Here is a 13,709-nt window from a genome sequence, read left to right on the forward strand (position 1 = left end):
ACTCAGTTCCAGGGAGGCGAGTACTCGGCGCCGCCCTTGGTCCACATCGCGTTGGGGGTGCCGACCCGATCGATGAAATAAGGTGTCTTGGGCCCGAGATTGCGGTCGTAGATCTCGCCGTAATTGCCGACGGACTTGATCATGCTGGCGACGAAATCGTCGGAGACGCCGAAATCCTTGCCAAAACCATCCTTCACACCGAGGAACTTTTGAACGAAGGCGCTGTCGTCCTTCAGCCTCTCGGCCAGATTGGCGGATGTAATGTCCCACTCTTCCGCCTGGAACAGGGCGAAAGTCGCCCATCGCAGGACGTTGCGCCATCGGGAATCATTGGCAACAACGAAGCCGGCGAACGGTGACTTGTTGAGGGTCTCGGGCAGGATCGTGTAGTCGTCCGGCTTGGCAGAATTACCGCGCCAGGCCGCAAGCGCAGATTTGTCCGTGGACATCGCGTTGCAGCGATCGCTCTGGAGCGCACCGAAGAGCTTCTCGAGATTCTCGAAGGTAAGAACTTTGGTGGTCTTGAAGCCGCGCTGGCGGACGAAGGCGGCGAGCGTGGCTTCGGTACCGGAGCCCTGCGTCGTGCAGACCGTAGCTCCATCCAATTCGGCGACGGATTTCACTCCGGAAGCCGACTTCACCATCATGCCGGTGCCATCGTAGAAATTGATCGGAAGGAAATCGATCCCTACCGCGGATTCGCGCACCGGCTTGATGGTGGTGTGTGCAAAGACGACGTCGACTTGCCCGGTCTGCAAGGCGTTGAAGCGGCTTTTGTCGGTGACGACAACGAAGTTGACCTTGCCGGCATCGCCGAGAACGGCCGCTGCCATCGCGCGGCAGAAATCGGCGTCGAGACCTTCGATCTTGCCGGTCCTGGTGTTGAGGTAGCCGAAGCCCGGGGCCGTGTTGTCGGTGCCGCAGTTCAGGACGCCGCGCTGCTTGACGTTGTCAAGGACGGTCGCAGATGCGCTCGACGTCCACAGCGACGCTGCGGCGAGCGCAGCGACCAGAAATTTCGAACGAGCCATCTGATATCCCCTCTCTGTTTGTAGTCGGCGCTACTCCCACAGTGTCGGGCGAACGAAGGCCGGGGCGTCGTGGCTCCCCATTTACCGAACGGATCGCAATGCCGCGGTTGGCGGCACCGCATTGCATCCACGTCCGGTCGTCGTCCGACCTGTCACCAGGAGCTTCAGCCGGGCTCGGGATGCTCTCCTCTTATGAACGGCTGAACTGCTGAATGAGGCTACAGCCGCAAGACATTTCTGGTCTACTTAATTAATCTTGCGATATACATTAGAAGATATGCATGATGCCCTTCTAGGCAGTTATCGGGGCCTATCAATGGATTTTGCTCGACTCCGCACGCTTCGTGAGCTTTCGCTGCGAAAAACTATGGCAGCGGTGGCCGAAGCCTTGCTGATCTCACCATCAGCCGTTTCTCAGCAAATCGCGCAGCTTGAGGACGAGACTGGGATTGAACTGGTTGAACGCAGGGGCCGCGGTGTACGGCTCACGCCGGCGGGACAGCGGCTCGTCGACCATGCCGGACGGGTCATCTGCATTCTTGAGGAAGCGAAAACAGATCTTGCAGAGCTGAAGAAGACCGTCGCCGGCGAATTGCGCGTCTCGGCATTCCCCTCGATCGCCGCATCTCTCATCCCGCCAACGATCCGGGCGATGTCGGCACGTTTCCCCGATCTGGTGGCACTCTTCGAGGAGCTTGAACCTGATGACAGCCTGGTCGCCCTGCGAGCCTGGCAAACCGACGTCGCGATTGTCGACGACCTGACCACGTCGGCAAGCCTCTCGGAAACCCAGGTCGAGATGCTGCATCTGCTGGACGACCACCTTCACGTTCTGCTGCCACGCGACCATCCGCTGGCCGAGCGGCCACATCTCACGCTGCCGGAATTGGCGACCGAACGATGGGTTCTGGATACGACGTCCATCACCTATTCGGATGTCATCGTCCGCGCCTGTCGCGATGCTGGATTCGATCCAATCATCAATGCTCGTTGCCATAGTTTCGAGGTCGTCCGGGCGATGGTCGAAGCGGGCTGCTCGGTCTCGATCAACCCGGGGCTACGCGGCCGCGAGTATATCGGCACTTTGCGTCTCAAGGAGATCCGGCCAATTATCACCCGGCGGATATTCGTCGCTTTTCGCACAGGTGAAAGGCGCAATCCGGCGATCGCTGAATTCGTCAACGAGCTGCGAAATGTGGTGGCGTCGATGGCTGCTACGCGATGATCTGTCGGGCAATTATGGATGCAGCGCTGAGCAAGGGATGAACTAGCCCGACCATATCCCTCTGGGCTCCTGCGATCAGCTGGAGACGCCAGGCTATTCGGCCGCGACCACCTGCGGGCGCTCGACGTCGCCGCCCGCCTCCGCCTGCGGATCGAGCTTGCGCCGCAGCCTGCGGTCGATGCGGTCGAGATAGATGTAGATGACGGGCGTGATGAACAGCGTCAGCAGCTGCGACACGCAGAGGCCGCCGACCACGGCGACGCCGAGCGGCTGACGCAGCTCGGCGCCGGCGCCCGCGCCAAGTGCGATCGGCAGCGTACCGAAGATCGCCGCGAACGTCGTCATCATGATCGGGCGGAAGCGCAGCAGCGCCGCCTCGCGGATCGCGTGCTCGGCGCTCAAGCCGACGCGGCGGCGCTCCAGCGCGAAGTCGACCATCATGATCGCGTTCTTCTTGACGATGCCGACCAGCATCACGATGCCGATCATCGCGATCACCGACAGCTCCATGCCGAACATCATCAGCGTCAGGATCGCGCCGATGCCGGCCGATGGCAGGCCCGAGATGATCGTGATCGGATGGATGAAGCTCTCGTAGAGAATGCCCAGGATCACGAAGGCGGCGAACACCGCGGCAAGGATCAGGACGCCCTGCCCGCGTAGCGAATCCTGGAACACCTGCGCAGTGCCCGAGAAGCCGGTCGCGATCGTCGGCGGCAGGTTCGCGGTCTGCTCGAGCTCGGTGATCTTGTCAACCGCGTAGCCGAGCGAAGTGCCCGGTGCGAGGTTGAACGAAATCGTCACGGCCGGCTGCTGGCCCTGATGGTTGATCTGCAGCGGCCCGACCGTCGGCACCAGCCTCGCCACCGCATCCAGCGGGATGGTCTGGCCGTTGCCAGTCTTCATGTAGAGTTTTGACAGATCGGACGGATCGACGCGGAACTGCGGCTGCACCTCCAGGATGATCTGGTAGTCGTTCGACGGCATGTAGATGGTGCCGACCTGCCGCGCGCCGTAGGCGTTGTAGAGCTGGTTGCGGACCTGATCGACGGTGACGCCGTAGACCGCAGCCTTCTCGCGGTCGATATCGACCGTCATCTGCGGGTTCTTGATGTAGAGGTCGGTTGTGACGTCGAGCAGACCCGGAATCTTCTCGATCTTGTCCCGTATCTCGGGCGCCAGCCGGTACAGCGACTCGGTATCGCCGCTCTGCATCACATACTGATACTGGCTCTTGGAGATGCGGCCGCCGATGCTGAGGTTCTGGACGCTCTGGAAGAACGCCTGCATGCCCGGGATCTCACGCGCCTTCTGCCGGAGACGGCCGATCACCACGGTGGCGTTGTCGCGGGTCTTCTGCGGCTTCAGCGCGATGAACAGCCGGCCGTAATTCGTGGTCGGGTTGGGACCGCCGGAGCCGACGGTCGAGTTGACATAGTCGACCGCGGGATCGGTCCGCATCACCTCTACCAGCGCCTGCTGCCGCACCCTCATCGCCTCGAACGAGGTGTCGGTCGCCGCTTCCGTCACGCCGATCAGGAAGCCGGTGTCCTCCTGCGGGAAGAAGCCCTTCGGCACGATCGTGTAGAGATAGATGGTGCCGCCGAGCGTCGCGAGCGTCACCACCAGCATCAGGGCCTTCCTGGCCAGCACCCAGTCCAGCGCCCATTCATAGGCGCGCAGCCAGGCCTCGAACATCGCCTCGAAAGCCCGCAGCACGACGTTCGGCCGCTTGGTCGCGTCATGCGCGCGCAGCACGCGGGCGCACAGCATCGGCGTCAACGTCAGCGACACGAATCCTGAGACAATGATCGCGACCGAGATCGTGACCGCGAATTCGCGGAACACGCGGCCGACGATGCCGCCCATCAGCAGCACCGGGATGAACACGGCGATCAGCGAGAAGGTGATCGAGATGATCGTGAAGCCGATCTCGCGGGCGCCCTTCAGCGCCGCCTCGAACGGCTTCATGCCGTGCTCGATATGGCGGACGATGTTCTCCAGCATGACGATGGCGTCGTCGACCACGAAGCCGACCGAGAGCGTCAGCGCCAGCAGCGTCATGTTGTTGATGGAGTAGTCCAGTGCGTACATCGCAGCGCAGGTGCCGAACAGCGAGATCGGAACCGCCAGCGCGGGAATGAAGGTCGCGGACGCCGAGCGCAGGAACAGGAAGATCACGAGGATCACCAGCCCAATCGCGATCAGCAGGGTTTCCTCGACGTCGCTGACCGCCTGCCGGATCGAGACCGAGCGGTCCATCATCACCTGGATGGTCACCGAGGGCGGGATCGCGGCGCGCAGCGCCGGCAGCTTGGCCAGCACGGCATCGACGACCGCCACGGTGTTGGCGTCGGGCTGCTTCTGGATCGCGAGCACGATCGCCCGCTCGTCGTTCATCCAGGTCGCGATCTTGTCGTTCTCGACGCTGTCATAGACCTTGGCGATCTCGTCGAGCCGAACCGGCGAGCCGTTGCGCCAGGCCACGTAGATCTTGCGGTAGTCGGCCGCCTTGTCCATCTGGCCGGAGGCCTGCAGCGCAACATCCTGCTTGGGACCGTTCAGTGTGCCGACCGGCGTCGAGGAATTGGCGCGCGACACCGCGGCGCGGATGTCCTCCATCGAGACGCCGCGGGCGGCCGCGGCCTCAGGATCGGCCTGGACGCGGATCGCAAATTTCTGCGTGCCGTAGATCAGGACCTGGGCGACGCCCGGCAGCTGCGACAGCGCCTGCCCGATCGTGATGTCGCCGTATTCATTGACGCTCGACAGCGGCAGCGTCGCCGACCCGAGCGAGACGAACAGCACCGGGAAGTCCGCCGGGTTCACCTTCCGGAAGCTCGGCGGGATCGTCATCTCGATCGGCAGCCGGCGCTGCGCGATGGTCAATGCCGTCTGCACGTCGAGCGCGGCGGCGTCGATGTTGCGGTTGAGGTCGAACTGGATGGTGATGACGCTCGTGCCCTGCGAGGAGTTCGAGTTCATCGAGGAGATGCCGGAAATGGTCGAGAGCTGGCGCTCGATAATGCCGGCAACGGAAGCGGCCATGGTGTCGGCGCTGGCGCCCGGCAGGGTCGCGGTGACGGCGATGGTCGGGAAGTCCACCTTGGGCAGCGCCGAGACCGGCAGCAGACGGAAGCCGAACACGCCGAATGCGATGATCGACGCCGTGATCAGCGTCGTCATGACCGGGCGGCGGATGCAGAGTTCGGAGAGCGTCATCGGTCAGGCTCCGGCCTTGCGTGCCCGCTGCTCGACCCGCGATCCTTCCGAGAGCAGGAGCTGACCGTCGACGACAATGCTTTCATCGCCCGCCAATCCCTCAGAGATCACCGAGCTGCCCTGGAAGGTGCGATCGACCTTGACCGGCTGGACCTTGGCGACGCCGTCCTTGACGACGAAGACGAAATTGCCGTTCTGGCTGCGCTGGACCGCGACCGTCGGCACCACGACAGCGTCCTCGCTGCGGATGATCAGCTTGGTCTGCACGATGGTGCCGGGCCACAGTGTCTCGCTCGCATTGTTCATGATGCCGCGCACGGTGACCATGCCGGTGGTCGCGTCGACAGCGTTCTCGACCATTGCGACCTTGCCGCTCTCGGAGCGCTGGTGGCCGGGAATGGTCGCGATCACCTTGGAATCGCCCTTCCCCATCGCGTCGCGCAGATCGACCAGCGCACGCTGCGGGATCGCGAACGTGACATAGACCGGCGCCATCTGGTTGATGACGGCGAGCGGCTGGGTGTCGGCGGGGCGAACGAAGTTGCCGACCTTGACGTTGGCGGCGCTGATCCGTCCCGCGAACGGCGCGCGGATCACGGTGTAGCTCTTCTGCACGCGGAGATTTTCCAGCGCGAACTGGTCGGACTTGATGGTGCCGATCAGGACATCGGACTGGGTCTTGGCATTGTCGAGATTGACCTGGGTGGTCGCGCCCTTGCCGACCAGTTCGGTGTAGCGGCGGAGGTCGCGCTGCGCGCCCTCGAGCTGGGCCTGGTCGCGCGCCAGCACACCCACGGCCTGCTCGATCTGGGCGTCGATCTGCCGGGCATCGAGCATGAACAGCAGGTCGCCCTCATTGACCTTCGCGCCGTCCTCGAAATGCACCGAGACGATGGTGGTCTCCAGCCGCGACTTCAACGCCACGCTGGAGATCGGCGTGACGGTCCCGATGGCGTCGACGTCGACCGCCACCGATTTGCGTTCCGCCTTGGCGAGATCCACCGACACCACACGCGGCCGCGGGGTCCCTTGCGCGGTGGCGGCACCGCCAGTCATCCATGAAGAGCGGGTCATGTAAGCCGCCCCGGCCACAATGCCGAGAACGGCGACAGTCAGAACCAAATTGCGTTTTTTCATATGTTTTGCACGTGCGCCACAGGCCACCCTTGAAGGCCGGAACGCTTCGTCACTCCCCCGTCGGCAATTGTTACGCCTTGTTTCCGGAGAGGGTTAGCACAGGCGGACCGCCCATGGTATGCCACATAAGTAAAATCGTGCGGCTTCAATCCGGTCATTTGCATGCGCATCGCTACGTGGAACGTCAACTCGGTCCGGCAACGGATCGAGCTTCTGGTCAGCTGGCTGAAGGAGTGCTCCCCCGACATCGTCTGCCTGCAGGAGATCAAATGCGTCGACGACGCGTTTCCCCGGCTCGAGGTCGAGGCGCTCGGATACAATGTCGTCACCCACGGCCAGAAGACCTTCAACGGCGTCGCGCTGCTCTCCAAGCTGCCGTTCGACGAGACCAAGTCGGGCCTCGCCGGCGACGACGAGGACGCCCATGCCCGCTTCCTCGAAGGCGTCGTCACGTTGAAGCAGGGCGTGGTGCGGGTCGCGTGCCTTTATCTGCCCAATGGCAACCCCGCGAATACCGACAAATATCCCTACAAGCTCAAATGGATGTCGCGGCTTCTTGAGTACACGCGGGAGCGGCTTAAGACCGAGGAGCCGCTGATCCTGGCCGGCGACTTCAACGTCATTCCGGCAGCCCGTGACGTCTACAATCCGGCCGCCTGGGCCGACGACGCCCTGTTCCGCCCGGCCACCCGCGAGGCCTTCCAGTCGCTGCTCGGCCTCGGCCTCACCGATGCGCTGCGGGCGGTCAATGACGAGCCCGGCCAGTACACCTTCTGGGACTACCAGGCCGGCGCCTGGCAGAAGAACTGGGGCCTGCGCATCGACCACCTCTTGATGTCGCCGCAGGCAAGCGACCGGCTGATCGATGTTGGCATCGACAGCTATGTGCGTGCCTGGGAGAAGCCGTCCGACCACGTTCCGGTTTGGGCCGATCTCGATTTCGAGACCGCCTGAGCGCGGCCGAGCCGGGACATCAATCCCGGCGGCCTCTAATCGCGACGCCCCTGCACCCAGTGCTCAAGCATCTGCAGCGCCATCGCGCGATCGTCCTCGGAGGCCTTGGCGATCGCCCGGTTGTAGCTTTCCTTGATCCAGGCCTCGTCCGGCGTGGCGCTGTCACGAGCCAGCGTCAGCCACATCAGGCCGCGTGCCCGCTGCGGCGGCAGCCGGTCGCCGTTGAACAGCATCGCGCCAAGCAGCGCCTGCGCCTGATGCTGGCCCTTCTGGGCGGCGAGCCCGAGCCAGCGCGCGCCATAGCGGAAGTCGTCCCGCGAGGCGTCCGGCGTCTTCAGGTACAGCCGGGCAAGGTCGTACTGGGCGTCGGCATTGCCGAAATAGGACGCAGCATAGGAGAACATCTCCCGCGCCCGCTCGGTGTCCGCCTTCACCTTGGAATTGGGGATGCCGTTCAGATAATAGCGGCCGAGCGCCACGAAGGCGTTGGCCACGATCGAGGCCTGCGGCGCCGACGGCGAATCCTCGGCATGCGCATTGGCGATCCGGCTGAAATATTCGAAGGCGCGCATGTCGTCCTGGATGACGCCGTCGCCCTCGGCGTACATCTTGCCGAGCTTCCACTGCGCCACCGGGTGGCCGCCCTCGGCCTGATACTGCAGCGTGCTGAACGATGAGGTCGGCGAGGTCGCCGCCGGGGTCACCGGGGTCGTGGCCCGTTTCAGCGCTCCGGCCGTCCCCGGCTGCGGGGAAACCACCGGAAGGACCGTATCCTGGGGATTGACCGGGGCACCGTCGAATCCGAATCCGGGGCCCGCCATCGGAATGGCCCCTAACGCCAACGCAACTATCGTACGCCTAAACGTCCGCATAACACTGTTTCTCGTACGCGCCACCCGGATGGGTGACTGCGCCATCCACCGCCGGCCCCACTTGCTCGGCGTACTTCCACAGCGCACCAGATGTATGGTTCGTCGCGCGAGGGGCCCATTTGGTCTTACGATTTGCGAGTTCGGCGTCGCTCAATTTTACGTTAAGGGTGCCGGCAACCGCATCGATCTCGATGATGTCACCGTCTTGCAACAACCCGATCGGCCCGCCGACGGCCGCTTCGGGTCCAATATGTCCGATGCAGAAGCCACGGGTGGCGCCGGAGAACCGGCCATCGGTGATCAGGGCAATCTTGCCGCCCATCCCCTGCCCGGTCAGCGCCGCCGTGGTCGCCAGCATCTCCCGCATGCCGGGACCGCCCTTCGGCCCCTCGTAGCGGATCACGATAACCTCGCCTTCCCTGTAGGTGCGCTTCTGCACCGCCTCGAAGGCGTCTTCCTCGCGGTCGAAGCACCGGGCCGGACCGGTGAACCTCAGGTTGGACATTCCCGCGACCTTCACGATCGCACCCTCCGGAGCGAGATTACCCTTCAGCCCGACAACGCCACCTGTCACGGTGATCGGATTGTCGGCGGGCCGCACCACGTCCTGGTGCGGATTCCATTTCACGCTTTTGAGGTTTTCGGCGATCGTTCGGCCAGTGACGGTCAGGCAATTCCCGTGCAGGTGGCCATTGTCGAGCAGCGTCTTCATCAGCAGCGGAATGCCACCTACTTCAAACATGTCTTTGGCAACATAACGGCCGCCCGGCTTCAAATCCGCGACGTAAGGAGTCTTTTTGAAGATTTCGGCAACGTCGAACAAATTGAACTTGATACCGCACTCATGGGCAATCGCCGGCAGGTGCAGTGCAGCATTGGTCGAACCACCTGAGGCTGCAACCACGGCTGCAGCATTTTCAAGGGCTTCCCGGGTGACGATGTCGCGCGGCCGGATGTTTTTCTCGATCAGCTCCATCACCTTCTCGCCTGCGGCGGAGCAGAAGGAGTCACGGATCTCGTAGGGCGCCGGAGCCCCGGCAGAATACGGTAGCGCGAGGCCAATCGCCTCGGAAACGGTCGCCATGGTGTTGGCGGTGAACTGGGCGCCGCAGGCGCCGGCCGACGGGCACGCCACCCGCTCGATTTCGTCGAGGTCCTCGTCCGACATGGCGCCGACCGAGTGCTTGCCGACCGCCTCGAACATGTCCTGCACGGTCACCGGCTGCCCGCGGAAGTTGCCGGGCAGGATCGAGCCGCCATAGATGAAGATCGACGGCACGTTGAGCCGGACCATCGCCATCATCATGCCCGGCAGCGACTTGTCGCAGCCGGCGAGCCCGACCAGGGCGTCATAGGAATGGCCGCGAACGGTCAGCTCGACCGAATCGGCGATGCATTCGCGCGACGGCAGCGACGAGCGCATGCCGTCATGGCCCATCGCGATGCCGTCGGTGACGGTGATGGTGCAGAACTCGCGCGGGGTGCCGCCGGCGGAGGCGACGCCCTTCTTCACCGCCTGCGCCTGGCGCATCAGCGAGATGTTGCAGGGAGCGGCTTCATTCCAACATGAAGCAACGCCGACAAAGGGTTGATGAATCTGGGCTGTCGTCAGCCCCATTGCGTAGAGATAGGAACGATGCGGCGCGCGCTGCGGCCCCTCCGTCACGTGACGGCTCGGCAGCCTGCCCTTGATGTTCGTCTTGGCGTCCATCCTGGCGTCCAATCGCGACCCTGTTGCCGGTGCTCTTTCCGTCAACGCCGGAACCCATCAAAAAGTCCCGCCGTCGGAGCGCTGGCTGTTCAGCTACGTGAATATCCTTTCATGTCGGGGTGTGGCTAAAAAGCGGCGCGACGCCGGACCGGCTGTGTTTAGGGTTAATTGGTTAAGCGCTGTTGCGACAGCGCAACAATCGTGGCCCGCACGCAACCATGTATTATTGTTCCTTATAGGAACCTGATGCGTCTGACGGACTAGCCAAGAGATTGCTTTCTCGCGACCGAACTCGCCCGAGTTGTGGATTGGATCGTCGCCCTCTCTCTTCACAGAGGGCGCAGGGAAAGCCGGGTGCCGATCGCACCCATGGGCCCCGAGCAATGGGTAGAAAGCTCGGGGGTAGGACCACAGGTGTAACCGGAAACAATCCGGCTTTCCCTGCGCGATGGGTTACGGCTTACTTCGTGCTCTCCCCGGCGAGACTGGGCTTGCTTGTCACCGCCCTCGCATCACGCCATCGCGTGTTGCGACGAGACACATGCCGCTAGGGCGTCAGGACCACACGACTTCACCGTCCGCTTCATGCGCATTCGTCAATCGCGCACTCGGCGTCCACCGCATCTCACACCGCGCTCGTGACGATCGCGAAACGCCCCTCGATCGGGTGAGACGGGCAATCTATAGCACTGAGTTGCTTTTCTGATAAAGCGAAATATTTTTGCGCGCGAGGATTGACAGGTATTGCTGAGTTGCCCGTCGGGTTGTTTTGTCGCACCTCGTTCCGTCATTTCGGGCAGGCCCGCAGGGCCGAACACAGGCGATCCGAGCGAATTCGATATCGTGGTGGCTCGTCACCAAACGGTGGACGCCCGCTCCAATGGGTCGTCCGTTCGCAACATGGCGACTGTTTTGCGCCGCTTCGCACAACCCAACGCGGCGGTTAACGAAACGATAGAGCGCGGCAATCGCCGCTTGGTCAGGCCGTGAACCCATAAATCTGCCGGCGGACGGCTTGCCAAAGTCCGCTATGCACCGATAGCGACGGAATTCTTCAGGGCAGCTAAACGACGCGATGGGCCACATCCAGACTGATGCAGCGCAGGCATCATTCGGTCAGATCGTCGATGCTGTCAGCAGTCTTGGAGGGATGGAGAGGTCGGGCTGGCGTTGCCACTCATGGCAGAGAAAGCTTGCTCGGTCATCCTGGTCCTAAACCAGTACAAGCGTATCGGGTGCAGTCCTTGTAAACACCCCGACATTCGAACGATGGCAATTGGTTCAGACGACGACAGTCGCGATAGCGTGCACGACAGGTGTTTATGCATTGCTGTTTGGTGGTCTGAGCGCGTGCCAAGGCTCTTGCTTCGGCGTCGAAGGCGTTGGTCTGGGCCAACGCCGGTGCCGCCCCGCATAGCAGGAGGGCGATGATCATGCAGCCAGTCTTCATGGCCTTCGGTTCTTCATGGTCATGGTCATCAGCAATTCCAACTTTCACCACCAAACGCGTGGGTGAGGTTGACCGTCTCTGGCGGCAGCGCATGCATCGCTTCACCTATTGTGTGCGGGCACCCCGTAGGGGCACCCGCGTGCTCATGTTACGTGCGGTCGGCTATTGGCTGGGGTGGCTCGGCATCTTCTTGAGCTGCTCCATGACTTGGTCGAGGTTGTAACTAGCCGGATCCTGCATCGGCGGAAACGCCTTGTAGGTCTCAAGCTCCGCGAGCCACAGTGCCTGGCCGATAGGCAGCAGGTTCCAGTCGTATATGTAACCTGTGACCGGCCCGGCGAGCGCGCCGCTGAACCAGAAGGCCGCCTTTTTGTCGGTGCCCCACGACGTCTCGAATGGATCGCGCTTGAGGTTTACCATGCCGGCCACGAACTGGGTCTGTACTCCCGGGTTCACGAAGCCCGTTGCAGTTTCGGGCGCGATAGCGAAGTACATCTTCCAATTCTTGTAGCGCACCGCCGACGGGTGCGCGCTGGAATAGTAAAAGAAGACCTCGCGCGCGGACTTCTCGGTTTTTCCCTCCAGGTAGTCGCGCTGATTGAAACCGTCGAGCGTGGTCTTGACGATGCCCGGGTAGCTGCCGGCCTCGATTTGCGCCTTGAGGCCGTCGCCCTTGGGGCCGCCGGCGATGTCGACGAGCGTGGGCAGCCAGTCGAGCGACGCGAAGATATCGTCCTTCACCGTGCCCGGCTTGATGACGCCCGGCCAGCGGATAACCATCGGCGCGCGCATGCCACCTTCCCAAGTGTTCATCTTCGAGCCCTTGAACGGCGTGACGCCGCCGTCAGGGAAGGTGAAGGTCTCGGCGCCATTGTCGGTGGTGAACGCTACGATGGTGTTGTCGAGCTGACCCATCTCCTGCAGCTTCTGTAGCACGTAGCCGATATTGTCATCCATCTGCTTCATGCCGGCTTCGTTGACGCCCCAGTCCTTGCCGCCGGGCTCGCCGACCATGGCCATGTACTTGTCGTTCAGCACGGTCGTGACGTGCATGCGCGCCGGGTTGTACCAGACGAAGAACGGCTTGTTGGTCTTCTTGGGATCGTTGCGGTCGAGGAAGTCGATGACCTTGGCCGAAATTTCCTCGTCCACCCCCTTCGAACGCTCAAGGGTCAGCGGGCCCTGGTCCTGGCATGTCTGGTTCTTCGCCGTGCCGTCAGAGGACTTGCACCAGATGACCGGACGCGGCGGCGTCAGGCAGGTCTTTGTCTTCGTTACCATCTTCGGATCCACCGCGCCCGGCACTTCCGCAAGACCCGGGATCGGTGTGTTCCTGCAGGGTGGGGCAACGGTCTGCTGGGTCGGGGTCTTGTTAATGTCCGGGAAGCTCACGCCCTGCATCGCATCCAAATGGTATAGATAGCCCCAGAACTCGTGGAAGCCGTGGGCGGTCGGCAGCGCATCGGTGTGGTCGCCCAGGTGATTTTTGCCGAACTCGCCGGTGTTGTAACCGAGGTCGCGCAGGAACCAAGCGAGCGTCGGTGTGCCCGGCTTCAGGTAGGTCGGACTGCCGGGCAGCTGAGGCGGGATCATGCCCGTGCGCAGCGGGTTCATGCCGGTGAGGAAGGCGTTGCGCCCCGCTGTGCAGCTCTGCTCGGCGTAGTAGTGCATGAACTTGGCGCCCTCTTGTCCGATGCGGTCGATGTTGGGGGTCTCGCCCACCATCAGCCCTTGATGGTAGATGCGCGGCTGCATCCATCCGATGTCGTCGCCCATGATGAAGAGAATGTTTGGCTTCTGCGGTGTTTGCGCTGCCGCCAGTCCGGGCAGCGACAGCGACACCAGTGTCGTCGCGCCGAGAAGCGCGGCGCAGGATCGCTTGTGCCAGCCTGCCGCAACCTTGCGCAACAGGTTGCCGGATGGTCTATGATTGTGTGTGCGGCAAAACATGGCGTCACCCTCCCTTTTTGCGGCGTCAAAGGCGCCGCGCACAAAAGCACGGAAAGCTTGCTCAGAACCATGAAGCAACGCTCACCGTGCCCACGTGGCACGGCGAGTGTTCGGTGAGAGACCTGCACAAGGCGGTCTAGACTCCATTGATCTAGAT

Annotated in this window: 8 protein-coding genes; 2 read left to right on the forward strand and 6 right to left on the reverse strand. The window is 62.8% G+C overall.

Translation table 11 applies throughout. From position 1 onward, the window contains the following. Positions 1-2: 2 nt before the first annotated feature. Positions 3-1,031 (reverse strand): transporter substrate-binding domain-containing protein, encoded by a 1,029-nt coding sequence (locus tag HAP48_RS39185; RefSeq protein ID WP_166205189.1) that lies wholly within the window; start codon positions 1,029-1,031, stop codon positions 3-5. A 316-nt stretch (positions 1,032-1,347) separates the two neighbouring features. Between HAP48_RS39185 and HAP48_RS39190 the strand changes: the two genes are divergently transcribed. Further along, positions 1,348-2,256: a LysR family transcriptional regulator gene (locus HAP48_RS39190; protein ID WP_166205190.1), complete on the forward strand. Its 909-nt coding sequence runs from the start codon at positions 1,348-1,350 to the stop codon at positions 2,254-2,256. A gap of 93 nt (positions 2,257-2,349) precedes the next feature. On the opposite strand, the gene HAP48_RS39195 is transcribed toward HAP48_RS39190, so the two are convergent. Both HAP48_RS39195 and HAP48_RS39200 read right to left on the reverse strand, forming a co-directional pair. Continuing rightward, positions 2,350-5,478, reverse strand: coding sequence for an efflux RND transporter permease subunit (locus HAP48_RS39195; protein WP_166205191.1), 3,129 nt, complete (start codon positions 5,476-5,478; stop codon positions 2,350-2,352). A gap of 3 nt (positions 5,479-5,481) precedes the next feature. Continuing rightward, a complete protein-coding gene (locus HAP48_RS39200) occupies positions 5,482-6,615 on the reverse strand; it encodes an efflux RND transporter periplasmic adaptor subunit (protein ID WP_166205192.1) in 1,134 nt (377 codons plus the stop codon). A gap of 162 nt (positions 6,616-6,777) precedes the next feature. On the opposite strand from HAP48_RS39200, the gene xth reads away from it, so the two are divergent. Then, positions 6,778-7,569: an exodeoxyribonuclease III gene (xth, locus tag HAP48_RS39205; RefSeq protein WP_166205193.1), complete on the forward strand. Its 792-nt coding sequence runs from the start codon at positions 6,778-6,780 to the stop codon at positions 7,567-7,569. A 35-nt stretch (positions 7,570-7,604) separates the two neighbouring features. On the opposite strand, the gene HAP48_RS39210 is transcribed toward xth, so the two are convergent. The 3 genes from HAP48_RS39210 to HAP48_RS39220 form a co-directional block, all read right to left on the reverse strand. Next, positions 7,605-8,441, reverse strand: coding sequence for a tetratricopeptide repeat protein (locus tag HAP48_RS39210; RefSeq protein ID WP_166205194.1), 837 nt, complete (start codon positions 8,439-8,441; stop codon positions 7,605-7,607). After that, positions 8,428-10,152: a dihydroxy-acid dehydratase gene (gene ilvD, locus HAP48_RS39215; RefSeq protein WP_166205195.1), complete on the reverse strand. Its 1,725-nt coding sequence runs from the start codon at positions 10,150-10,152 to the stop codon at positions 8,428-8,430. Before ilvD ends, HAP48_RS39210 begins: the two co-directional genes overlap by 14 nt. A gap of 1,612 nt (positions 10,153-11,764) precedes the next feature. Further along, positions 11,765-13,378: an arylsulfatase gene (locus HAP48_RS39220; RefSeq protein ID WP_234584019.1), complete on the reverse strand. Its 1,614-nt coding sequence runs from the start codon at positions 13,376-13,378 to the stop codon at positions 11,765-11,767. Between the last annotated feature and the right edge of the window lie 331 nt (positions 13,379-13,709).

It is taken from the genome of Bradyrhizobium septentrionale (assembly GCF_011516645.4).
In the GTDB taxonomy this organism is placed as follows: domain Bacteria; phylum Pseudomonadota; class Alphaproteobacteria; order Rhizobiales; family Xanthobacteraceae; genus Bradyrhizobium; species Bradyrhizobium septentrionale.